The 24,164-nt window shown below is 66.2% G+C and carries 10 protein-coding genes; 4 read left to right on the forward strand and 6 right to left on the reverse strand.

What is annotated here, in order from left to right; translation table 11 throughout:
• Positions 1-43 precede the first annotated feature (43 nt).
• Positions 44-1,315: a putative Na+/H+ antiporter gene (locus ACX36O_RS09715; protein ID WP_213361290.1), complete on the reverse strand. Its 1,272-nt coding sequence runs from the start codon at positions 1,313-1,315 to the stop codon at positions 44-46.
• Between the two features lie 226 nt (positions 1,316-1,541).
• Here ACX36O_RS09715 and ACX36O_RS09720 point away from each other — a divergent pair, with 226 nt between their 5' ends.
• The 4 genes from ACX36O_RS09720 to ACX36O_RS09735 all read left to right on the forward strand — a co-directional run bounded on the left by ACX36O_RS09720 (position 1,542) and on the right by ACX36O_RS09735 (position 16,974).
• The gene (locus tag ACX36O_RS09720; RefSeq protein WP_213361291.1) at positions 1,542-2,480 is read left to right on the forward strand and encodes a LysR family transcriptional regulator; all 939 of its coding nucleotides are present in this window, start codon (positions 1,542-1,544) and stop codon (positions 2,478-2,480) included.
• 340 nt (positions 2,481-2,820) lie between these two features.
• Positions 2,821-9,993 carry an OmpA family protein gene (locus tag ACX36O_RS09725; RefSeq protein WP_488359701.1) on the forward strand — a complete coding sequence of 2,391 codons (7,173 nt, stop codon included), beginning with the start codon at positions 2,821-2,823 and terminating at the stop codon, positions 9,991-9,993.
• Positions 9,990-13,823, forward strand: coding sequence for a hypothetical protein (locus ACX36O_RS09730; RefSeq protein WP_488359702.1), 3,834 nt, complete (start codon positions 9,990-9,992; stop codon positions 13,821-13,823). Before ACX36O_RS09725 ends, ACX36O_RS09730 begins: the two co-directional genes overlap by 4 nt.
• A gap of 22 nt (positions 13,824-13,845) precedes the next feature.
• On the forward strand, positions 13,846-16,974 hold the full coding sequence (locus tag ACX36O_RS09735; protein ID WP_488359703.1) for a hypothetical protein: 3,129 nt from the start codon (positions 13,846-13,848) through the stop codon (positions 16,972-16,974).
• 17 nt (positions 16,975-16,991) lie between these two features.
• Here ACX36O_RS09735 and ACX36O_RS09740 read toward each other — a convergent pair whose 3' ends face one another.
• The 5 genes from ACX36O_RS09740 to ACX36O_RS09760 all read right to left on the reverse strand — a co-directional run bounded on the left by ACX36O_RS09740 (position 16,992) and on the right by ACX36O_RS09760 (position 24,038).
• Positions 16,992-18,107 carry a ComEC/Rec2 family competence protein gene (locus ACX36O_RS09740; RefSeq protein ID WP_371686520.1) on the reverse strand — a complete coding sequence of 372 codons (1,116 nt, stop codon included), beginning with the start codon at positions 18,105-18,107 and terminating at the stop codon, positions 16,992-16,994.
• Between the two features lie 2 nt (positions 18,108-18,109).
• On the reverse strand, positions 18,110-20,665 hold the full coding sequence (locus tag ACX36O_RS09745; protein WP_488359704.1) for a hypothetical protein: 2,556 nt from the start codon (positions 20,663-20,665) through the stop codon (positions 18,110-18,112).
• A gap of 397 nt (positions 20,666-21,062) precedes the next feature.
• Complete coding sequence (locus tag ACX36O_RS09750; protein ID WP_488359705.1) at positions 21,063-22,178, reverse strand: patatin-like phospholipase family protein; 1,116 nt, start codon at positions 22,176-22,178, stop codon at positions 21,063-21,065.
• Positions 22,179-22,317: 139 nt separating this feature from the next.
• The gene (locus ACX36O_RS09755) at positions 22,318-23,202 is read right to left on the reverse strand and encodes an ATP adenylyltransferase family protein (RefSeq protein ID WP_488359706.1); all 885 of its coding nucleotides are present in this window, start codon (positions 23,200-23,202) and stop codon (positions 22,318-22,320) included.
• A 26-nt stretch (positions 23,203-23,228) separates the two neighbouring features.
• A complete protein-coding gene (locus ACX36O_RS09760) occupies positions 23,229-24,038 on the reverse strand; it encodes an enoyl-CoA hydratase (protein ID WP_091813589.1) in 810 nt (269 codons plus the stop codon).
• Between the last annotated feature and the right edge of the window lie 126 nt (positions 24,039-24,164).

Consider the following 24,164-nt stretch of genomic DNA (forward strand, 5'->3'; position numbering starts at 1 on the left):
TCCAGTGCGCCGGGCACGGGGCCCGGCAGGCAGTTGCAGCGGTTCAGGGCAACTGGAATGCCATGGCTGCAACAAAGGTCGGTATGGCAGCGGCCAGGGCGAGAATACCCGGGTTGACCGCGCCATGATCGAAATAGCGGCGCAGAATGGCCACGCCCGCAGGGTTGGGGGCGTTGGCGATCACGGTCATGCCGCCGCCCGTCACGGCGCCGGCCACCAGCGCCACCTTGAATTCGGGACTGAGGCCATCCACCAGCGAACCGAGATAGGTCAGTGCTGCATTATCGGTGAATGCCGTCAGGCCCATGGCCCCCCAGAATACCGCATCGCTGGACAGGCTGGTGAGTACCGGCTTGAGCCACCACTGCTGCTGGCCACCCAGCACCACCAGACCGGCCAGGAAAAAGCCCACCAGCAGGCCCTCGCGCAGAATCAGCCGGTCCTGGTGGCGGCCATAGGCCGTGACCACGCCCATGAAGAACAGGAACAGGCCGATGAACAGCACGGGATGGTGCGCCAGCACCACCACCATGACCAGGAAGGCCAGGTGCGTCAGCACCAGGGCCAGTGGCACGGGTTGCTGGCCTTCGTCGCCCTGGGCGGAGCCTTCGCGGTCCAGCTTGAGCAGCTGGCGGCCGAACACCATGGTCACCAGCACCGCGTTGATGGTTACCGCCAGCGCGGCCTTCCAGCCGAAAGTCTTCAGCATGAAGGCGCTGTCCCACCCCCAGGCCTGGGCCACCATCAGCACCGGCGGCGCCGCATAGGAAGTGAGCGTGCCGCCGATGGAGACGTTGACAAACAGCACGGCCAGCGTGGCGTATTTCAGCAGCGGCGAGACGTTGACGCGCGCAAACAGCTCGCGCGACAGCATCATGGCTGCCAGCGTCATGGCAGCCGGCTCGGTGATGAAGGAACCGAGAATCGGCACCACCGTCAGCACCACCAGATAGGTAGCCACCGTGCGCGGCAAGGGCAGCAGGCGCGCCAGCAGCTGCACCACCTTGCCGGCGGTCTGCAGGATGGGCCGCGTGGCGGCAATCACCATCACCACGAAGACGAACATCGGCTCGGTGTAGTTGCGCGTTTCCAGGTATTCCATGGCGGCGGGGGCGCCGAGCATGATGATCATCACGATGGTGAGGATCATGGCCCAGAAGCCGAACACGGCCTCCACTTCGCCCAGCAGGTGGTAGATGCCTGCATGGCGCGGATGGCGGTGCGCCAGGCGCTCGAACCATTTGGTGGAGAAGGTGTGCAGCACGGCCAGCGCGAAGATTGCGGCGGCGGCCAACTGGAAGCTGGTCGGATTCATGGAGTCGTCTTTTCGGTAATCAGGAACACACCGGGCACAGCCGGATGCTGCGCCACTGGCCACATCACCGCAAATGCCGCGAAATAAGCACCAATGCCGCATGGATCACGGTGGTAAACACCGGATGCTGCAGGGAGCGCCGATTGTAGTGCCCGAATTATTTCGTGTAAATCTGAAAATATCTAAGATATCATTCGAATAAATCTGATGATTACGACACCCCGTGATGAACTACAAGCACCTCAAGTACTTTCTGCATGTGGCTGAAGCCGGCGGCATCACGCGGGCCGCCGAGCAGCTGCACCTCACGCCACAAACGCTGAGCAGCCAGATCCAGCAACTGGAGGAGGCGCTCGGCAACGCCCTGTTCGTGCGGCAGGGACGCCAGCTGACACTGACCGAGTTCGGCCGGCTGGCATTGGACTATGCACGCGACATCTTCGCGCTCGGCCGCGAGATGGAAGCCAGCCTCAAGAGCCGCGCCGACAGCGGCCGGCCGCTGGAGCTGCGCGTGGGCGTAGCCGATGCCGTGCCCAAGCCGCTGGTGATGCACCTGCTCGCGCCGGCACTCAAGCTGCACCCGAACAGCGTGCGGCTGGTGTGCCGCGAATGGCGGCACGAGCTGCTGCTGGCGGATCTGGCCTTGCACCGCATCGACCTGGTGATTGCGGACGCACCGATGCCGGCTTCGGTCAGCGTCAAGGCGCGCAGCCACCTGCTGGGACAGCTGCCGGTGTCGCTGGTGGGCCGTCCTGAACTGCTGCAGGGACGTTGCCTGCCGCAAGGACTGGACGGACTGCCCATGGCCCTGCCGGGCGAAGACGCGCTGCTCTCGGCGCGCCTGCATGCCTGGCTGGACCATCACAAGCTGCAGCCGGTTGTGGTGGCCGAATGCGATGACCCGGCACTGGGAATGGAGCTGGCCAAGGAAGGCCATGCGGCCATGCTCTACCCCTCGACACTGACGCCCGAACTCGAGCGGCAATTCGGTCTGGTGCGCGGCGGGGAACTGCCCGGGTTGGTGGAAGAGGTCTATGTCATCACGCTGGATCGGCGCATCAGTCATCCGGGGGTGAAGGCCATCCTGCAGGGACCGCATGATTTCCTGCAGCATTCGGCGCCCACGGTGCGCCGCAAACGCGCCCGGACTTCCCAGGCAAGGTGAACGACTAACCGAAGAGCGAGAAACTGGTGAACGCCCGCTGTTGCACCAGGTTAGTCAAAAAACTGATTTTATAACCAATTAGACCAATTCATAAAAGCCTTTCGGTCAGGAAAATGGGAAAATTCCTGTCACTTTCGGACTATTTCAAGCCTGGATTACAGAGGAAGCACCATGCAAGGGTTTCCATGCAGACGAAAAGTGCTTGCGCCCGGAGCACGAATGTGAAATAGTTCACGCAAAATTCCCCATGGATAGCCCCTGTTGCCTCGGCGGCGGGCGTCCATCGTGTCCCGGGCAGTACTGGACACGCCTTGAACGCAAACGCTTCAGGAGTAGGACGATGACGAACCTGTCTCTGCTGGATCTGGTGTTGCCTTACATGCTGTCCGGACAAGGCCTGGGGCCTTGGCATGCGGCCCTGGGAGCCATCATGGTCGACTGGCATGAAAGTGCCATGGCTGCGGAAGGTATCGCGTTGCGGGGACGTGCGCAGTTCGACCTCTCCGGGCAACCCTACATCGATCCGGCGCGCGGCCGCATCGGCTTCCGCGCCAAGACCGGGGGGGCGCACCCCCATGATGACCCTTCCCGGCGCGACCCCTGGCTGGACCTGCGTGACGCAGGGATCGATTTCGAGCTGCATGCGCCCCGGATGGCCTCCTCCGTCGTTGCGGCGGCTGCGGTATCGTCCGAACCACTCGTCAGTGTTCTGGCTGCCCTTGACCCGCCTCCTCTCGATGTGCCCAGCGATTATGTCAGCACCGAGTTCACGCTCGACATGGTCCTGACTTCGCTGGCGTTGCGCCCGCCCCTGCTGCGCGGCGCGCGCCTGCGGCCGGACGATGGCCTGCTCGAACCCGACGAGGCGCACCCGGACGTGGCCTTCTGGCTGCCACGCCTGAAATTGCGTCTGCAGCAGGATGCGGCCGGCGTGCTGACGCTGGATTTGCTGAGCGTGGGCAGTTCCGGACTGGACGATGCCGGTGACCTGGGGCTGGCCGAGATGGTCCGGATGGAGCCGCCCTACGCCTTCATCGGAGACTCGCGCGTGGTAGGTTTCGGCTTCCGGCGCGCAGTGCTGGACCTGTCCGACCAGTCCACGCCGCCGGAGGTGCTGGAGCAGTTCGGCTACGATGAAAACTGGAAGGGGCTGTATCTGCCGGAGATCCGCCTGTTCGTGGCCCCGCACGGCATGCGCGATCTGGCGGTATCCGCCGGCGCACGCCACCTGCTGATCGGACTGGGAGACTCCCCCGGCATTACGGGCGATTTTGATCTGTCGATCATAAACCAGGGCGGGACGATGTCAGTGTCGGCTCGCTTCTTTGCGGCCGGCAACCGCGTCATCGGCTTCAACTCCCATGCGGATGGGAGTGCGAGTGCCGCCCTGCCACAGAAGACACGCGTCTGCATCGATGCGGCCGGCGCCAGACCGCCGTATGTCTACCAGGCAACACTGGATGGAGCGGCACTCACGGCAGCCGGCGACCCCAATGTCTTCGACCTCGATCTGGCTTCCCGCAACAGTGCAACGCTCACGCTTCAGGCCAGCACCGCAAGCTCCAGTGCCACGCTGACCCTGATGCTGACGCGTCGTGTCGAGCTGGCGCAACCGACACCCGGTGGGGCGCTGGCCCAGCCGGGCATGGAAATCCATACCGACGCCGTAACCATGGGCGGCACGGCCGTGAGCACGCACGAACTGGCCATCATTGCCCAGAATGCAGACTACGCAGTGGTCGCGCTCAGTCCGCCGCATGCGCAAACCCAATGGACAGTCAACGGCACGGACAGCGGCCCCTCGACCAGCGTGCAGGTGCCCGTGGCTCCAGGGACGAGCGCGCAGGTCAAGGCCACGGTGCCTGGCGCGGCCGGCGGCATGACGGAACTCGAATGCTTCTTTCGCTTTGACCGCCCCAAACCGAGCCAGCATCCGCATGGTGCCGAATCAGGTGTTGGCGCGGCCACCTCGGACGGGCTGGCCGGGTCGTTGCCGCCGACAGGGCACACGTATTGCGTCGACTCCGGCAACAGTGCCACGCGCCCCGCCGCATCCACACGGGACGATGCCCGCTTTCCGGGTGGCAGCAGTATCGGCCAGGCCTATGGCCCGATTCTGCAGAGCCTGCCCCAATCCGCCAGTGTCACCATTGAAGGCTATGCCAGCACCGAGGCCGACCCGAACGACGGCAGCTACAACCTGCTGCTCTCGCGCCGGCGTGCAGAGGCTTTTGCCGAACTGATTCGTGCTGCTGCGCCGGGCCAGTCCTTCAGCTACACCATCACCGGCAAGGGGGAGCACGGCGATGTCTCCCTGGAATCACGACGGCAGAACTGGCGGGCCGTGGCCCGCACCACGCTGCCCCCGCAACCCGAGACGCTGATCCAGGGCCGCGTCACCCGTGGACAGAACCAGCCGCAGCCGGTATTCGTCGATCCGCCTGACCCGACGCCGAAGCAGCCTGCCACTCCTGACTGGTTCCGCGCCTTGTGCACCAAGGTACGCATCGTGCGCGACGAATTCGTCGCCGTCGAAATTTGCGGCGAATTCGACATCCAGACCCCGACGGAAAGCTACCTGCAGGCTCAGGGCCACGGTGGCGACGCAGCCCTGGTCGGCCTGGGCGGCAACCCGGCAGACGGCATTCTCAAGGCGCGCATCCTCTTTCAGATCGACAACGCGACTGGCAACTGGTCGGCACAGGCCTTTCTGGGAGCCGACCCTGCTGACCGCAACGGCCTGTTCATGCTGGGACAGCTTCCTGGCCAGCCACTGCAATCTTCCGATGTCGGCCGCAACTTGCTGGGCATGACGGTGCTGTTCTGGCCCCTGCTGGATGCCACTGCGCCCGCGAACCCGTGCGCCGGCAACCTGATTCCTGCAGCGCTGTCGCTGGGCGCCATTGGTGTTGCCACCGCGCTGGCCGAAGCGGGCTGGTTCACCGTCGAGCGCATCATCTGGTATGGCGGGGAACTGGTGATCAAGCACACCGAGGGGTCCGGCACCGGCGTTGCCCTGCTGCTGGATGTGGAAACCGCCCTGTCCGCCGATGTTTCCCTGGCAGGGTTCACCCTGCTGACGATCCCGCGCGAGCAGCCCATGGTGGTGCGCTACAAGGCCATCGGGATGCGCTTCGGCAGCCAGCCGGGCGAACGCGATTTCCAGTTCCGGCCGGTTTTCGATTCGTCCAAGGGATACACCATCGACCTGTCGAGCCCCGGTGCGATTCGCGTTCCGGACCCGCTGGGCCAGATCGTGCGCATTCTGGGTGCACGCATTGCACGGACCAACCCCCTGTCCTTCGAGTTCGATCTGGGATTCGGCGTGGATCTTGGCGTGGTCTCCATCGACCGCGCCCGTATCCGCATGACGGCTAACACGAACGGCGCCAGTCCCGATTTTGGCGTGGAGTTGACCGCCTTTGGAGCCAGCGTGGATATCCCCGGCGCCCTGGCCGGCAAGGGGTACATGGAGCTGGGTCAGGAAATCGGCGGCCAGATCGACCTGACGCTGGTTCCCATCAGTACCCGTGTGTGTGCCGGCCTGAAGATCGCGCAGATTCCGGAACAGCAAGGTGGCCCCGCCACCGGCGTGATCGTGACGCTGGAGGTGGAGCTTCCGGTCTGCATTCCCCTGGCCAATTCCGGCCTGGGCATCTACGGTTTTCTCGGCCTGTTCGCGATGCACTACGGCCGCAACGAAAGCGGGCTGGAGAATTCGGCCGTGCCGGCGCTGGCCTGGCTCAAGGACCGCGCGGATGGCAACCCCACCAACCTGAGCGCCTGGAAACCGGCCATCGACCGCTGGGCCTTTGGCGTGGGCGCCATTCTGGGCACCGTGGGCACCAGCGTGCTCCTCAACCTCAAGGGGGTGCTGCTGCTCGAGTTGCCGGGTCCGCGCATCCTGTTGCTGATGAAGGCGCGCATGCTGCAGGCCATGCCTGCGCTGGGCGACAAGAATGCCGAAGGCAATCTGCTGGCAGTAATCGACGTCGATGCGGCCAAGGGAACGCTGACCATCGGGCTGGTGGCGGACTACACCATAGATCCCCTGATCCAGCTGCGTCTCCCGGTAGAAGCCTTCTTCAATCTGGGTGACAGCAAGGACTGGCATCTGTATCTGGGACGCTACGATGACCCGGTACAGGCCAGCCTGTTCGGCGTGGTCGAAGGTTCCGGCTACCTGATGCTGTCGGGCAACGGCATTCCGGCCCATGGCAGCCTGCCTGCAGTCCAGGGATTTTCCATCGGCACCGGGCTGTATGCATCCTTTACCTGGGGCAGCGTTCCGGCCCGGCTGTATGCGCGCATCGCGGGCGGCTTCGAGGCGGTGGTCGGCTTCGAACCCTTCCGGCTGAGCGGCACGATGGAGGTCCGCGGTGAATTGCGCCTGTTCATCGTCAGCATCAGCGCCTGGGCCCGGCTGACCATCGATTCAGGGGAGGAACTGGTGAACGGCCTGCTGCGGCAGTTCACGCGCATCGATGGAGAAATCTGCGGCAAGGTCAAGTTCGTGTTCTTCAGCGTGAAGGGGTGCGTGCACTTCAGGCTGGGAAACAGCAATATTCCTGCACCCGTGGCGCCAGAACTGGTGCGCGACCTCAAGCTCGTGTCCCGCTCGCCCGCCCTGGTCGTCGGAACCGGCGTCGACCGAGGAGTGGATACCGGCATAGGCACCGGTGTGCGCACGGCAGACGCCCAGCCACCCATTGACGAAAATGCCATCCCGGTGGTGCCCATCGACGCCATTCCGGTCCTGATGATGAGTGCCCCGCCCCAGGCTGACAGTCTCAAGATCTGGGACAAGCCGCCGACGACGCCTTCGGGCAGCAGCAGCGACGGCTGGACGCGTCGCGGGAGCAACTGGTACCACTACCAGCTGCACGAAGTGGTGGTGGAGCAGCCGATCGGCCCCGGACCGGCACCCAGCACCTGGTGGACCGCCAAAAAGCCCACGGATGAGAATGCCGACGTGCAGCTGGCCCTGCTTTCCTGGGTGCCAGTGGCCACACCCAAGGCCTTCACGCGCGGCCGCTTTCAGGAAGAAACCATCGTGGAACGCTGGGGCACGGTGTGTCACCCGGCTGCGCCTGCTACATCGACGCTCTGGACTTTCGGCGACACACCACTGGGCATGTCGCCCCACGGCTGGACCCTGGTCGGGCAGGCCTGGCCCGATCCACCAGACACCGTGCGATCACGGGCGCCCGACCTGCAACTGCAGATCACGGAGCGCTGGCGCTGCGGTCTGGAGCATTACGACCAGATGCGAGGCATCATTGCCGCCAGCGTACTGGGCGTGGCCAGCGCCTGCCCTCCGCTGCGCAAGAAAGAATCGCAGGAGAAGCCATCCGGAAAACCATGGCGCCCGGTATTTCATCGTGAACTGCTGCCGGATCAGCCCCTCACTCTCACCGAAGTGCTGGGCCGCATGCAGACGGGACAGTCCCTGTCACGCGCAGAAGTGCTCACCCAGGCCGGCACCCTGGCCGCAACGCAGTGGGGCGCCTATGTTCCGACCGAAAAGCAGCGAACAGCCGCAAAGCCCTGCTCGGCCCGTGCCCTCGGCGCCGCCATGCCGGACGACAAGGCGCCCGTCGCATTCGGCGATCCGGACGATGCAGAGGCTATCGTCCGCGCCTGGAAGCTGACTGGCTTCGAGCCCGGGGAACTCGGTAACGCCCTGACCCTGCATACAGGCCCGATCGTGGCCGGGCGCGTATTGCTCCTCGTCAGTTCGTTCGTGCTGCGTCAGAAGGCACTGCGCATCCGCCTGCTCGACAAGGATGGCATAACGCTGGGTTACCGCGACGTCTCGGACCCGGACCTGGTGACGGTGCGGGGCTGGCCTGTCGAGTGGACCGACCTGCAATCGCCTTGGTACGACGCGATCTGGCTGGCAGCACGGTTCATGCCGCCCGGCGCTGAAGGAAAGCTGGGGAGCTATGTCAGTGTCATTGTCGACCTCAAGGGTGATTCTGCATGCCATCGTGTGGAAATCGGTCTGCGCCGGGGCAGCTATCTGGTGGATGAGCCCGCACGACTGCTGCGTCCGTTCTATCTGTGCGCCATCGAAATGATGCGCGTCGGCGAAATGGAGCGCCACGATTACGACGAGACCACCGTCACACGCAACCGGGAGGCCGCTGCGGCGGTATTGGGCCCCGACTCTGCCAACGAGGCCCTGCTGCTCCCCGATACGCTGTATCGCGTCGAAGCACGCTGGAGCGGCAAGGTGATCTACCAGGATGCCCGCCCCACGCCCGAACAAGCTGCCGCACTGCAGGCCACCGAGCACCACAGCCACTTCTGGTTCCGCACCGACAGGCACCCCCCGCTGCGCCTGGATCCCTGGATGCTGGTGAGCCTGCCCACGCCCGATGAGCGTCATTGCTTTACGGGCGATCCGCTCAGTCTGGTGTTTGCCACCCCGTCCGTCATGCGCCTGTACGAGGCCTACGGCAAGAAGCTGCAAGTGCGCATCAAGGCGGCATCGTTCCGGCACCCACCTTCGACTGTCGCCGTGCCGCACCCGTTCCCGATCACCATGGCGACCGTCCGGCCGGTGGCCGCGAGCATTGTCTCTCCGTTCGAAGAGGTGCTGTCCGAACTGGTCAGTGGCAAGAAGCTGCCTCCGGGCGCACTGGGGCCAGGCGACGCCGCCAGGACAGACCCGGACCAGAAGCACATTCCCGGCCTGGGCACGAGCAAGCCCGGCAGTGGCCTGCCCTGCATCGCCGTGGACGAAGAGCGGATCCGCCATTCGCGCGTGGACATCCCGTTCGCCCTGGATCCGTTTACCGACTACCTGATCGTGGTGGAGATGGTTGACATGCAGACGGGCACTTCAGGCACTCCGGTGGAAGTATGGCGACGCGGGTTCTCTACGGGTGCCTATGCATCGCCGCAAGCCCTGGCCACCGCGTTTCTGGGCTACCGGCCGGAGCATCGCTGCGTCAGGGCAGGGAGCATTGCGGGTCTGGCAGGCACATTTCCCGCAAGCGCATCCGGGAACAGCGTGCAGGCCGAGGGGGCCGACTTCGACACGGCACTGCAAGCCTGCGGCATCGAGCCCAGCCTCCCGCCGAAGGAGCCGCGTGTGGTGGCTCTGTGGGAGCAGACAGGGAATACGCCGCCGCAACCCCGGGCCGTGCTGGTGGATGCGCCCGAGCCCCTGCATCGCACTCGTCAGCTGCCGACTCGCATACAGGAGCAGACGCCCGATCGGCCCTCGCGCTGGGAACTGGTGTCCCATGCCTGGCTGGCTCTGGAGGCATACCGGCCCCAGCCGGATGAAATGGTGGCCGACGACGTCTTCGACCGTGTCATCTATGCGCCCGGCGGACAGCGCGCCATCGTACTGCTCAAGCCGGATAGCCGTGGCAAGTCCTTGCAGTTGGGGCTGACGCGGACCCGGTTCAGACATCCCCACCTGGACGGCACCGACGCGGTGGATGAGAGTTACAAATTGGGCTTCGTCGGCTTGCATGCAGCCCCTTGGGAGGAAACATGATGCGTCTAGTAGCTCCCCGGCAGTTCCTGCTGGATGCTGCGGTGCTGGATTGGACCAGCATCGCGCGCCGCCGCAAGGATGACAACTCCGACTGGATGGATGACCTGCGCGAACGGGGCATCGGGAACGGGAGCACCATCCAGTTGCGCTGGATGCTGCGCGCCGCTTCCAGCGACGAGAACGATCCCGAGCCCGCGCTGGGCATGCCGACGGAGCCCTTCCAGGTCTGGATACGCCGGCCCGTTCTGAAGGACATGAAAGCGCTGGACTTTTTCCCGCCCGTGACCGCCCCGCTGGGAACGGTCATCCGCCTGAAGGCCCGACCCCAGGCCTACGTCCGGGTCAGCTTCGATCTGGCCGGACAGCCCGCGCTGGCGCTGGCACTGTCCGGCCCGCCAGGGCTGGAGTCCATCGCGGCCTTCGTGGCAGTGCCTGCCGGCTCGACCAGCGTGGTGCTTGGAGCCAGCCACATCGTCGCTGTCCAGTTCGTGACGCAGTCCGGTACTCCCTGCTCCGTGCAATCCATCCAGGGCATCAGCGCTCAGGACTACGCCAACAGCGACGAGTGGAAGTTGCTGGAACTGGTAGGGCTGCCGGTCGACGGGCCACAGTGGCATGCCCACGCGGGGCGGCAAGGCATGATGGGGCACCCTCTGTCCCCGGTGGAGGCCGCGCTCGATCGCCTGCGCCGCGGTGCTGCACCCTTCGGCTGGCCCTTGGTGATGGGGAACCTGCCGGCTCCAGACTGGAAGCGCCCCGACTTCAAGGGACTGGTCTCCGACGTGGAGCAGGATCTGCTGCACGACCTGTATCAAGCCATGCAACTACCGCCACGCGACCAGGCCGCCTTCACTCTGGAGCGCGCGGTGGAATCGCCCCAGGGCGCTTCGGGCACCATGCAGGACGCCTCCACCGCCACGTACGCTCCGCTATCCATGTTGCTCATGGGAGTGAGCACGGATCCGCTGCTGGCGCTCGCCTGCGGCTTTGGCACGGCCTACACCAGCCTGGAACTTGGGGACGCCAAGGCGGTGCATGAGGCTGCCAATCTCCGTCCGGATTTCATGGTCACGGCCCGCTGGGAAAAGGGGCTGGATGGCCAATCCGCCCCCCTGGAAATGGCGGCGTTGGCGATCCACCTCCGTCCGCCTCTCGCCATACCGTCCCCGGCGCACATGCAGGCGCTGGAGCAGAGCCTGAGCCGCCCGCCGCAACCGGACTCCAGCTGGAGTACCGGCGTGCAGATCGGGTGGGATCGCCTGCCCGAGATGCGCCTGCTGCGTCCCTGCAGTCATGCCGTGGCGCGCGGCGATCCGGCCCGACCGGCACAGCGTGCTCAGGCCGTGATGTCACCCCGCCCCAGCGGTGGCGTCATCCCGCTGGCCCTGGTCGCCCCCCACGCCCAGGATCCCACCCCGCACCGCCTCCATGCACTCGATCCCGGCCTGGAACTGCCCCTGAGCACGGCTCCTGCCTGGGCCCGCTACGGCATCACCCTGCAGGACATCTGGGGGCAATGGAGTGCCTGGTCCGTGACCGATTTCCAGCGCGCGCAACCGCCGCTGGATCCGCCCCGTGTCCTGCACATGCAGTTGCAGGCTATTCCCAGGCAAGCCGGTCGCGTCTGCGATGGCGTACTGACGCTTGACCTGGCCGTGGACTGGAAGGTGCGCCGGCCGCAGTCGATCGAGATTGTCTGCCGCCTGTTCGATGCGCCCTTGCTCGGTGATACTCCCCTGCCCGACAGCTCCGTGCCCTCTGGCGTGCAATGGCAGGCCGGCGGCGCCATCGCCAGCCCGGTCTCCATTGCCTTCGCCGGCGATGCCGACACCCTGCCAGCAGCCGGCCCGGTCAGTATGACGTATTACGACCTGCAGGGCGACAAGCTGGTAACGCCCGGCCCGGTGGACAACGACCCGCAGCAGGATACGCGCCGCTACCGCATCCGTATCGAGGGCTTCGCGCTGGATTACAGCGCCCACCGGCATATCGGCATTGCCGTGTGGTGCCGCGTGCGCGAACGCGCCGCACCTCAGCGCGTCTCCGCCTGGCCGTCCACCCCGCCCGCAGGACCGGCGCTGGCCTTTGCGTCCGATCCGATTCCCCCGGTCCTCGATTTGCCCACGCCCGCCCTGGCCAGCCTCCCGGATGCAGCAGGTGAATGTCATGTGCGCCTGCTTCTGCCCCTGACTGTGGCTGGCGTGATCGGCTACTTTATCTACGAATCCAGCGAGAGCCAGCTACTCGGGCTGGAAGACGGCGCCTCTGCCGGGCTGGTGCAGGGCCCGGACATGCGACAGGGGCTGGCCCAGCGACTCGCCCGGGTCCTGGCGCTGATGCGCCACAAGGCGGTACGCCAGATCTTCACCCGTCGCAACGCAAGCCCCATCGTCACCCGCTCAAGCATCGATATTGCATTGCCCCGCGGCAGCCGCGACATGCACTTTTACGTCCTCATCGGTGTCAATGCCGGCAATATCGAATCGGCATGGCCCACGGGCGAAGCGTTGATCGAGCAGGTGCAGCGTTTCGTCGCCCCACAGGTCAGCATTCCGCCGGCTCCCTTGCTGGAGGTCCGGCGCATGGCGACCGGCACTCCCTCGGACTGGGCCACCCACGTCGACATCCGGAGCCAGCCCGGCGCGCAGGTGTCGCATTTCGAGCTGTTCCGTACCCGTGCAGAGGCCGCAGTCCGGTCGCTGGATGCCATGGGCCCGCCCGTGGCCACCATTTCCGGCAGCGGCAACGGCTGGACCATGGAGCCGCTGCCAGCGCCCGATGGCGTGAGCCTGCAACGCGCCACCGGCCAGGATGACCCTGGCGGCTCCTGGAAACGGGTCTGGTACCGTGCCGTCGCCTGGGGAACCGCAGAGGATGACGAAGGAACGCTGGCAGGACGCTCGGAGCCTTCGGCAGCCGTTTCGGTCGTGATTCCTCCTGCAGCCGCGCCCGACCTTTCCCCGCTCACGGCCGTCTGGCCGGGAGGCTCGCCAGACCTGGTGGAAGTACAGTTCTCCAGCACCGCCCCCTGGCAGCCCACGGCACTGGGACCGCACGAGCTGCGTGCCCATGCCAGCGCCGGCAAGACGCCCATGCTCTCCGTGGAGCTGCCGCTGGATCGCCTCCCCACAACGGCACCTGCGGCCGATTCGGGCGCGTGGCGGATCGCGCTGCCGGATGCGGGCACCACACAGTATCGGCTGCTGCTTCGCCGCGCCGACATCCAGCAGCCCGTCGCCATCTCCGTCCATCTGGTCGACCCGCTGGGGCGCACCACGGAGCGTTTGCTGGCCATTCCCGCCGGGCCGATCGACCCTGATCCCGACGTGCTGGGCCTGAATACCTTCGGCATCAGCGGCCGGGGAACGGTCATCAGCTGGCAAAGCCATGCACCGACCGAGCCCCGCAGCAGTGGCCACTACCGCCTGAGCATCACCCTGACTCCCAAGTCGAAACCTCCGGGGATCCCGCGCCCCGTGCCCAATCCGCGTCCGCCCCGCCCTGGCCGCCTCACTCCCGGCGAGTTGCTGCGCAAGTCCTGGCCCGTCGAACGCACCGTCGAGCCGGCCATCCTGCGCACGCCCAGCATCCCCGATATCGAATCGCTGACCGGCAAGCCCAAACCGGTGGTGATCACCATGAATCTGGCAGAGGTTCCCCTTGCGGGAACGCCCCAGAACCCCGTGGAGCCTGATCGTGCATGGCGGCTGGAGCGCAATGCCGGCCTTCATGGGCTCGTCAGCTACACCTTGTTTTATGCTGGCAGCCTGGATCGCGTCACCGTGAGCATCACCGCACCGGATGGACGCCACGCCCAGGCCAGCCGCTAACCCTTTGTACCGAGGTGATGCCATGCCCGCAACCATTGCCACGCTGACCACGCCCTTCGCCCAGCAGCGCCTGCAGGAAGATGGCCTGACCGCGCTGGGCCTGACCATGCCGCTGTTCGCCATGCGCTGGTCTGCCTCCAGCCAGCCTGCCACCTTTCTTGCCGACGAACTGGCGCTTGCCTTGCCCGAACCTTGTGCGCCATTCAGCGGCATGCTGGAATGGCTGGAGTCCGGCAGCGAATTCATCGATGCTTCCGGAGTGCCGATCACGGACGCCGTTGCCGTGGTGCGCCTGCACCCCCAGGCCGCGCAACGGCTCGAACGGCTGGCCACAGCCCGTTTCACCAGCGATGGCGTGCTGCTGCAGCCGGTCCCGGTTGCCTTTGTGGTGCGACTCGCCGACAAGCCCGACCGGACGCCCCAGCGCATGGAGGCGGGTGATGCCCTGGGCGGAGACATTCCCGCATCCGCGCAAGCCTCTTTCCACGACACGCGCGGCATGATCATCTGCCCGGTGGCCGTGGCGGCCATGCTGGCCGACCTGCTCACGGCATTGCCGGCCCTGCGCCATCCGGCCGCCACCGGCAATGCGGGAGACCAGAACGGCCTGACCACACTGGCGGCGCTGGCTACCGGCAACCATGTCATGCTGTGCGATCTGCACGGTGCACTATTCTCCCCCCTTCCCGGCACCGGCATGATCGTGCAGGGGGGAGGCAGCCCCGGCAATGCCGATACCGGACACATCACCCTGAGCCCCGGCCAGCAGCTGCAGGCCAGCAGTGCAAGCCTGCAACGCCTGCACTGGGGCTGGGCTCCGAACGGCACGCTGGACCAGCTGCCCCTGCCGCTCCCGGGCCTGCCAACCAGTTATCCGCCGCCCCTTTTCAACGGAGTTGCTGCTCCAACTCTGGCACGCAGGTTCCTGCGCGTGTTCGTGGTGGATGCTGCCTGGCATCTGCTGGGCAACCGCAGTCTGGAGAGCATTCGCGGCATCCCCGGGGACGATGGCAATACGCCCACCGACCTGCTGCCACCAGTACGGAACCACGTCACCCTGGATTACCTCACCGACGGCCCCGACGTCCTGGCTGCGTCGCGCCAGGTGGTGGAGCGGCTGACCAATGCGGGAGGCGGTCTGGTCATGGCCTGCTCCCCACAATTCGCCCCCACCGGACTGCCGCCTGCTCCCGGCGCACCCGCACACTGGCCCGCCTTTCCCTCACCCAGCACCGCCACGTTCGGAGCCAGCCTGCCGTCTCCCGCCGCCGGATTGTCGGCACGCTGGGCCACCAGCGCATCGCTGGACGTGGTGGTGACGGTGGCAGCCGCCGCCACGCCGGCCGGCACCGGCATTCGCATCTATCCGCGCCAGTTCCAGGAAATCGTCACCTTCTCGGCAGAACCCTCGTTCCGGCGTGGCGACGGCGGCGCCGCACTGGCTGATGGTTTCAATCCCACCGAAGTCCTGCTGGCCAACCCCTTCGGGTTGCCAGAAGGCGCCAACCAGCCTCCTGATCCGACGCTTGTCATGGATATCGTGCTGGCTGCCTCCAATGGCCGGCGCCGCCTGTTTGGCGGATTGAGCGCGGCGGTCAGCGCGCCCGGTACACCCCCCGCACCTCCCGCCTTTGGCGGGCTGGACATGCTGCCTGCGATCCCGCCCAACATGCGTGGCATCTGCCCTGTTCCGCTATTCGGCCTCAAGCCGGCAGCGGTTCCCCCGGGCGGTTCGCCCGGCAGCGTGACCGAGTTGCTGCGCAAGTTTGCGTCCGAAAACACACCGCGCACCGGCCCGCGTCTGCCGATGCAGGCACGTTTCGAAACCATCGTGGCCAGCGCGGTCGGCCCCGCCGCGCCGGATGGCGCGCTGGCCTGGCAGGCCGTGTGCACCGGAGCGCGATGGATGGACGAATCCCGCTCGGCCCGACACGCCCTGGGGAACCCCGGCAATCCCCCCGGCCCTGATGTGCATGCCAGCGGCCTGCGGGTGGATGGCCAGCTGGCCCATGACCTGGCCTGGCATGCCCTGCGCCGGGCTCGCCCGCTGTTGCCGCTGCCGGGATCTCCCGGCGGTCTGGATGGCTGGCTGCTGTTTGCTGCAGGAGACAATTTCAACCTGCCGCCAGAGCCTGCCGCGGCCGGCAGCCCGACCGGCATGGGTGCGCTGCTGCAGACGGTTGCCCCGCAATGCGAAACCCCCGAGCTTTCGCTCGCACCGGACAGCATGTTTTCCGGCCCCGCTCCCAGCCTGCAGGCCATCACCGATGATCTGGCCGGCCGCCTGGGTATCAGCCCCTCGCCCGCCATCAGCCTGCACAATGCCGACCGTCAGCTGGCACAGGTAAGGCGCGAATACTGGGTCTCACGCAAGGGGCGGCGCGACACCCTCTGGTCACTGCGCAGGGTACTCGCCGATGCACGCGAACTTGTCTACATCGAGAGCGCGCAGTTTGCGCGCACCGCACAGCCCGGCCAGACGGGCGCGCATGCCATCGACCTGGTGAATGTGCTGCTGGAAAGCATGACGCAACATCCTGCCTTGTGTGTCATCGTCTGCGTTCCGCGCATGACCGACATGCAGGCCTCTCACGGCGGCTGGGTACGCCAGGCGCTGGCTGCCCGCCGTGAGGCTGCCATGGCTTTCGCGGCCAACCCCACTGTCGCCCGACGCTTTGCGCTGTTTCACCCAAGCGGTTTTCCGGGTCGCGCGGTCGCCTTGCGCGGCAGCACCGTGATTGTCGATGATGTGTACGCGCTAACGGGCAGCAGCCACTTCCGCCGGCGCGGCCTCACGTTTGACGGCGCCGCCGATCTGGCGACGCTGGACCGTGCACTCGATCAGGGCTACAGCCGCCGCATCCGTGCCTTCCGGCGCCTGCTCATGGCAGGCCGGCTCGGGATCACACCACCAGCAGGCGCCAACTTGCCCCTCAGCGCCGAATGGATCCGCCTGGAGCGTCCGCGTAGCGCCTTCGCCCTGGTGCAGGACATGCTGGAGCAAGGGGGACTGGGTGTCATCCAGCCACTCTGGGAAGGGCCTGCCGACGACAGCGTGCTGCCACAGACCGCAGCGGTGGCCGATCCGGATGGCGCTGATACCAGCAATTTCCTGCCCCTGTTTGCCACGCTGCTGGGCCCGGATGCCTGATACCGAGCCATCCGCCGTCAATCCGTGCGCTCCATGCGCAGCACCATCGGCGCATCCGGCTGCGGGTTGTAGCAAGTGCGATAGCCCAGCTCCGAACGGCGTGCATCGTCATCCCAGGGTGCCGTACGCTCGGAGCGGTAATTGAAATGCAGCTCCGGCGGCTGCACGACCGACCGTACGATGATGCGCTCGATCGCCTCGTCGTCAGGGTGCCCGAAAATCGCCCCGTTGCTGCTGATCAGGAAGCGGGGGGACTCGATCAGCGCCAACAGGGCATCGCTGGTGTTCGACTTGCTGCCATGGTGCGCCATCTTCACGGCATCCACCTGCAGGCGCCGCTGCCCACGCTCGCGCAACAGGCGCTTGAGCGATGCAACGATCAGCCCCGGATGGGCATCGCCAAGCAGCAACAGGCGCATGCCGTGGTACTCCAGCAGAAAGGCAATGCTGGCCCCATTGGGCACTGCGCGATCCGGTAGCGCCTGTCGCAACAGGCGCGCGTCCAGCTCTGGCGTGGAGCCCAGCAGCGTCTTGTCGGTGAGGTATTTCTTCTGGGTTGCCAATGCAGCCCAGGCCGCCTCCAGATCGCCTGGCGCAAACCGGGTCAGCGTCTTGCGCCACATCTCGCGCATGCGGTCGAGTTTGGCCCGTGTCGGCGACAACAGCGTCAGTGTGGGGCCGTTCTTCAGCGTGATGCGTGGCAGTGGTCCCTCCTCCGGCACCACTACGGCATCGCCGCCAAAGGCCTTGTTCCAGCGTCCTGCGCCAAGCCGGTTCTCGATCAGCGCACTGAAGAACTCCCCCTGGTTCGCCCCCAGGGTCTGCTGCTCCAGATGCTTCCAGCCGTTGAACCACACATCCCGCACATCGAACTGCCAGGCCGGACGCGGTTGTGCAAACAGCCGCACCAGACCGTCGACATGATCGGTATCCACATGCGTCAGCACCATCAATTCGAACAGGCGATCCCCTTCCGGCAACTGTTCCATGCGACGCTGCAGTGCAGCGTAGGCACCGATCGGGCCCCCATCAATCAACAGGCGCCGCGCCACCGCACCACGGCCGTACTCGATCCACAGACAATCACCGTGCATGGCCGGCAGCATCTCGATCTGCAGGAAATAGGGATCCATCTTCACAGCCTCCAGTCGGCATCGCCAAAGGCGACCACGCACAGCGCCATCGGCTGGCTCGCCAGCAGTGCCCGGCACTTGGCCTGTCGCAGCAACTCGCCCAGATGCGGCTGTCCGCCAGTTGCAGCCACTTGCTCCAGCAGGTCCGCCACGATGCGTGTTCCCACCTGCACGGCATGTGCTCCCAGCACCGTGGCAATCGTCGACACCACCACCGCCGCCCCGGCCTGGCGGAAGGCGCTCACGTGCGAGGAGAAGGGTTCGGTACTGCCTGCCGTGTCACACCCCAGCAGCAGTACCAGCGGCGGATCGCCCCCCGGCCGGCGCACATGCCACGGCCCATGCGCAGCAGCACCCTGTACCGAGCCCACCGGGTAGAAGCGGATGCCACGGGTGCGGATGGTGCTGTTGCCCAGTTCCAGTTCGCGGGTGGAGCCGCTGCCGGTGTTGTGCGGAAAGGCCACCAGCCATTGCGGCGCGTGGGCCTGCACGGCAGTCGCCCATTCGTCCCAGTCCTTCACCCGCTCCACACTGCCTTGCAGATGCGTCCGCAACTCATGCAGCAAGCCGTCCACGCTGCCATGCGCCACGCGTCCGCTATGACCCACCACGGCACCTGCCTGCAACTGCAGCTTCTCACGCGCCTGCGTCGGCTCGCTCAGTACCACCAGCGGGTGCCCTGCATCGGCCTTCGCCGGCGCATCCTGCACGTGGCGCTCGATCACCTTGCGCAAGCCCCAGAAGCCCATCGGACAGACATGCCGGCCCGGATGACGCTGCCCTTCGCAGCCGGGATTGCAACGCCCCTGCGCCAGCGCCTCCCGATGCTGCGGGCAGACACTGGCCCCGGATCCGGTTCCCAGCTCGTAGTCGTACACAAACTCCAGCGGAATCACGGCATCGCTGCGGGTCTGCACCAACTGGATGTGGCCCACCTGATCGGAACGCACATCCAGTGCACCTTCCCGGTTCTGCGCGAGTTGATCCAGTACCAGTTGCGCATACAGTTCCCGCCCGCAAAATGCCAAATCAAGCAACAACTGCGGATTGTCCTCGGCATCGAGCCCCTGACCGTGACCCTGCGTGTTGTGCGCCACCGCCGAGAGCAGGGTCCCGATTTCTCCCGCAACCTGTTGCACGCCGGTCAGGTCCGTGGCCCAGGCCTTGCCACCGCTCACCGATGTCGCGCGGGCCGTGCCATCTGCATCCGGTGCACCCGCCACCAGCGCCAGATCAAAGCGCCTGCGTGCGTCCAGGCTGCTCCAGTCATGGCGCACCTCGGCTTCGGTTTCCAGTATGATCCGCCTGCGTCCCGCAGCCTGGCGCGACGGCACCACCTGTGCCCGCAATTGGGCCGTCTGCAGCACCCGGTTGCGGTGCAAAACGGCAATGCGCGCCAGGAACGCCCCTTCGCGCCGCGGCACAAAGTCGAACAAGGCCTGCGTGCTTTCGCCGGTGCGAGGCAGGGTAATGTCCTGCTGCAGCGGCGCATCAAGCTGACCGGGCTCGTGGAACAGCACGGTGAGCCGGTGGCTGTCCTCGTTCGGCGGCAACTCCCGATCCGGGAAAGCATGGCTCCCGCTTTGCCAGCCGCTGGCCTGCTGGCTGCCGATCCGCACCTTGAGCAGCACCGGCTCGCCCAGAACATAGGCATTGCGAATCTGTCGCAGCCGGCCGTCCCTGGACTTCACCCAGCTCTGTTGCTGCAGATGGCGAGCTGCCACCTGTTCGGCCTGCGCCTGCGCCGCCTCCTGCCGCAATGCCTGAGCGGCTTCGGTCATGGCACTCGCCTCATGCGCCTCGCCTGCATAACGATGGCGCACACTGGCACGCCGGATGGCCTTGCCCAGTTCATGCGCCTCCGTCTGCAAGGCATCAGGCGCTCCCCCCACCGGAACGGGATCAGCGCTTCCCAGCTGATGCATGGCCTGCGTGCTCATCTTTACGCTGGCGCCCCTTGGCTGTCGCACCAGCCTGTGGGACAGCTCTGCCATCTGCGCGCGCATGCGCCAGTGCTGCAGCAAGCCTGCTCCGGCGGCCAACAGCGCAGCGTGACCGAACACCGCGCGGACCACCAGATCAAGCGGGCGATCCTGCATCATCTGCAGGCATGCCTCCCGCACACGCTCAGCCAGCTCGCCTGGCGGCAAGGGCTCCGCGAGCAGTACGATGCCGCTGGCAGACACGCGGGACACCAAAGCCTGCACCAGGGCTGCGGCCCCCGGCCGCCCCGCGTCATGACCGTTGACCAGCACCAGCCTGGTTTTCAGTTGCAGCGGCGATTGCAGCAAGCCTGCCAGCGCCCGCTCCAGCGGCTGTCCGAACACCAGCAATGCATGCCGCTCGGCATCCGGTGCCGCCGGCACATAACGGAAAGGCCAATGCGCCGGCTGAAAATCATTCAGGCGCCCCAGATGCGCCGCCGCCGGATCATCGGGCAATGCCGACACGGTCAAGGGAAAGCGCAGGGCCTGCATCTCGGCCCAGCCCGGCCCGCCGCGGATGTGTACCCCGGCCACCTCGTCCGGCAGCAGCAACCATTGTGCCAGGATGGCCACCTGCGCCCAGGGCAGGGCTGCGTACGCTACTTTATGCCCTCGGGGGATCGATTGCCGCACGATCCTGAAAGCAAGCCGCCGATGCTCCCGCACCAGGGCATGCCAGCGCTCCAGCAAGCGCTCCGGCGCCGGCAAAGCTCTCAGTACCGCTGCTTGCCAGGCCTCGCTGGGACTTTCAGAGCGCCCGCGCGACAGGACGCCTGCAACGCCCGGCCAGGCCCATTCCAGCCGGTACGGGTCCGGACCACCGCCCCGCCCCTCATCGCCCGCTGGCGCCGCAGACCCCATCCCGGCCACCGCAAGACAACGCGCAAAATCCAGATCCGCCAGCCCAAGCCCCCAGGCCTTCAGGAACAGGCGATCTCTCCCGTGCAACGACATGGCCGGCTCCCCTGCGTCAATGCGGTGCAAATTCCGGCAGCGGCCAGCCCGAGGCGGGCGCCAGCGGCAGGCGTGCGCGAGTGCGCAGCGCTGCATCCGCCAACGCATAGGCCCAGTTGATCAGCACCCCCTGTGTAGCCGCATCCGTACTGGCCAGCCGCGTGGGCACGGTCTGCAGTCCGCGTGTCATGGCGTTGTCGCCAGAAAGCACCCCGCTCGCACCGTAATCCGCAATCTGCGTGCCAATTCCCCAGTAGGCACCGCGCCGGCGGCCTTGCGCAAACTCTTCCACCAGCTGCCGCTTGCGCAAGGCCCGCCCCTGGTCGATGAAGATATCCCGGATACGCGAGAGCTGGCTGAAATAGTCGGACTGTACCGAAGCCTCCATCGTGAACGGCGCGCCGGCGTCGCTCACCAGCTGGATGCCCTCATTGAGCGATTCCAGGCCCATGTTGTCGTAAATGCCGCCGTCGGCCAACACGATCTCGCGACGCAAGTCGCGCAACAAGCCACTGTCCAGTTCCCAATCCGCATCCTGCCAGTCAGCCGGGTCGGTATCCAGGGTGACTGGAGAAAAGATCGGCGGAAAGGCACTGGAAGCCGTCACCGCCGTGGCCAGCAAGGGATTGGCCACGCGGTTGGTTCCCAGGCGGTAGTCGGCCAGCATGTCCTGGCGAAACCGGAAGCTGCGCCCGGTTTGCAGGTTGGTGGCATAAAACACGAACAGCGGCACCTGACTGGTTTGCCGCGCCGGCAAATCATGCATGCGCAGGTCGCCAAACAGCTCGTCGCGGTAGTGGCGGCACAAATAATCAGCCGCCGAGCGAAAAGGGGTGATCCAGCCGAGCAGGCCGGCCTCCACATCGGCGGTCAGCGCGCAGAATTGCTGCACCGTCTGCACCACCTCCTCGCGAAAATTGCGCGCCCTGCCATCATGAAAATCCAGCGCGTGCCAGCGGCTGGCCAGAATACCCGCCATGATCGAGCCGCCGGACACGCTGGTGACACGGTCCAGCCGCCCCAGCAGGCCGGCATCATTCAGGCGCCAGAGGCTGCCCAGGCCGAACAGGGTGGCCCGAAAGCCGCCTCCCGACAGTGCCAGACCAAGGGTTGTTCCGTCTGCAAGCGCCATGATCCGCTCCCTCGCACCGCCCCGTGCCAGACTGGCACAACGGTAGCGTGCATGGAGGCATGCTAGCAGCATCCTTGCGGCGTGAACACCCGCATTTTCACGGCCCTGTGGCAGGCGCACGCACGCTGCGGCGCCAGAGTCACGACCGCCCGAAACCCACCCCCGCCAGCACCTGCAGCGGCCCGGCCTGCTGCACCAGATCCACCTGCTCGCGCGTGCGCGTGTACAGCGTGCCGCCAAAGCAGATCGCACTCAACGAAATGCCCTCGTACTGCTCCTGGCTGCGCGGGATCAGCAGCATCCAGCCATCACCGGCCAGCATGTTGTAGGGCGGCATGAGGCCGTCGGCGCCGGGCTGCAGGCCCAATTCGGCGCAGCCCTTCTCCCAGGCCTGCTGCAGATTGGCGGCGGCCTGCTCCACGGCCATGCCGGGGCCGCTGTCCACCCGCACAAAGCAGTGCTGCATCGACAGCGCCGGGTGGCGGGCCACGCCCAGGGGCGGCAGATCCTGCGGCAGACCGGCGCTGAACAGCGCCAGACCGGCATTGTCATCGGTAGAGGGAATCCACTGCACGTGCTTGTGCCGCTGGCTGGCACCGGCGGCCGTACCGCCGTTGTATAAACCCAGTCCGCCCGCTTCCGTCATCACGCGCGCCAGCGCGGTGAAATCGGCCGCCGTGAGCGGCAGCAGCTGCTCCTCGAACTCGCGGCAGGCCAGCACCAGATGCTGCACGCTCAACGGAAACTTGTTCAGGATCGCCACATGGGTATCGCCCAGCGGCCCCACCGTCAGCTCCGGATCGGGGTTGAGAAAGGGATTGAAATTCGGATCCCGCGGACCGCCGGGGATTGCGGCCGGCTTGCTCGCATCCTTGGCAGCCAGCGACGACACCCAGCGCACCACAAACGGCAGGCCCTCCTGCTCGATCCGGATCTGCTCGGACTGCACGGGCTGCAGGGCACCGCTGGCCAGCGCGCTGGCGCTGCGGGCGTCGACGGACTGCATCAGGGAACTCTGGGACATGGGACTCTCCTCCTTTTTCGTGGTTATCAGGTTTTCCAGACCGGCGGCCGCTTCTCGATGAAGGCATCGATGCCCTCGGCCGCATCCTCCTCCATCATGTTGCAGGCCATCACATCGGCCGCATAGGGATAGGCATCGGCCAGCGGCATCTGGCGCTGGCGGTAGAACATGGCCTTGCCGTGGCGGATGGCGGCCGGGCTCTTGGCGCAGATGCTGTCGGTGTAGAAGGCCACAGCGTCATCCAGCTCGGCCTCAGGCACCACGCGGTTGACCAGGCCCCAGTCCTCGGCCGTAGCGGCATCGATGAAGCGGCCGGTGGCCAGCATGTCGAACGCGCGCTTGCGCGACACATTGCGTGTGAGCGCCACGGCCGGCGTGCTGCAATACAGGCCCACATTGATGCCCGAAACCGCAAAGCGCGCACTGTCGACCGCCACCGCCAGATCGCAACTCGCCACCAGCTGGCAGCCCGCCGCCGTCGCAATGCCCTGCACGCGGGCGATCACCGGCACCGGCAGCTGCTGCAGCGACTGCATGGTGCGGCCGCAGCGGTTGAACAGCTCCAGGTAATAGTCCTTGCGGTACTGGCTGCGCATCTCGCGCAGATCGTGGCCGGCGCAGAAGGCCTTGCCGTGCGCCGCCAGCACGATGCAGCGCACCGAAGCATCCTGAGCCGCATCGGCCAGCGCGGCATCCAGCGCGTCCAGCATGCCCTCGGACAGGGGGTTGAACTGACGCGGACGGTTCAGCCACAGCGTGCGTACACCGCCCTGCTGCCCGACCTGCACAAAGGCTTCATCCACGCTGCTGCTGGAAGACAAATCACTGGAAGACATGCGCGCGCCCCTTATCGCCATAAAAAAACAAGGCACGCGCGCATGGCTGCCGCGCGTGCACACCTGCCGGGGAAAGCCTACGCCAACGCCCCCGGCCAAAGACTGGAATGCCTCAAGCATAGTCGC

This window comes from Brachymonas sp. KE5, from assembly GCF_057773645.1.

Bases quoted from the DNA above. Each gene is read 5' to 3' on its own strand.
- ACX36O_RS09750 (WP_488359705.1), bottom strand. From the start codon at position 22,178: ATGGCGCTTGCAGACGGAACAACCCTTGGTCTGGCACTGTCGGGAGGC.
- ACX36O_RS09715 (WP_213361290.1), bottom strand. From the start codon at position 1,315: ATGAATCCGACCAGCTTCCAGTTGGCCGCCGCCGCAATCTTCGCGCTG.
- ACX36O_RS09735 (WP_488359703.1), top strand. From the start codon at position 13,846: ATGCCCGCAACCATTGCCACGCTGACCACGCCCTTCGCCCAGCAGCGC.
- ACX36O_RS09760 (WP_091813589.1), bottom strand. From the start codon at position 24,038: ATGTCTTCCAGTGATTTGTCTTCCAGCAGCAGCGTGGATGAAGCCTTT.
- ACX36O_RS09725 (WP_488359701.1), top strand. From the start codon at position 2,821: ATGACGAACCTGTCTCTGCTGGATCTGGTGTTGCCTTACATGCTGTCC.
- ACX36O_RS09720 (WP_213361291.1), top strand. From the start codon at position 1,542: ATGAACTACAAGCACCTCAAGTACTTTCTGCATGTGGCTGAAGCCGGC.
- ACX36O_RS09730 (WP_488359702.1), top strand. From the start codon at position 9,990: ATGATGCGTCTAGTAGCTCCCCGGCAGTTCCTGCTGGATGCTGCGGTG.
- ACX36O_RS09740 (WP_371686520.1), bottom strand. From the start codon at position 18,107: ATGGATCCCTATTTCCTGCAGATCGAGATGCTGCCGGCCATGCACGGT.
- ACX36O_RS09755 (WP_488359706.1), bottom strand. From the start codon at position 23,202: ATGTCCCAGAGTTCCCTGATGCAGTCCGTCGACGCCCGCAGCGCCAGC.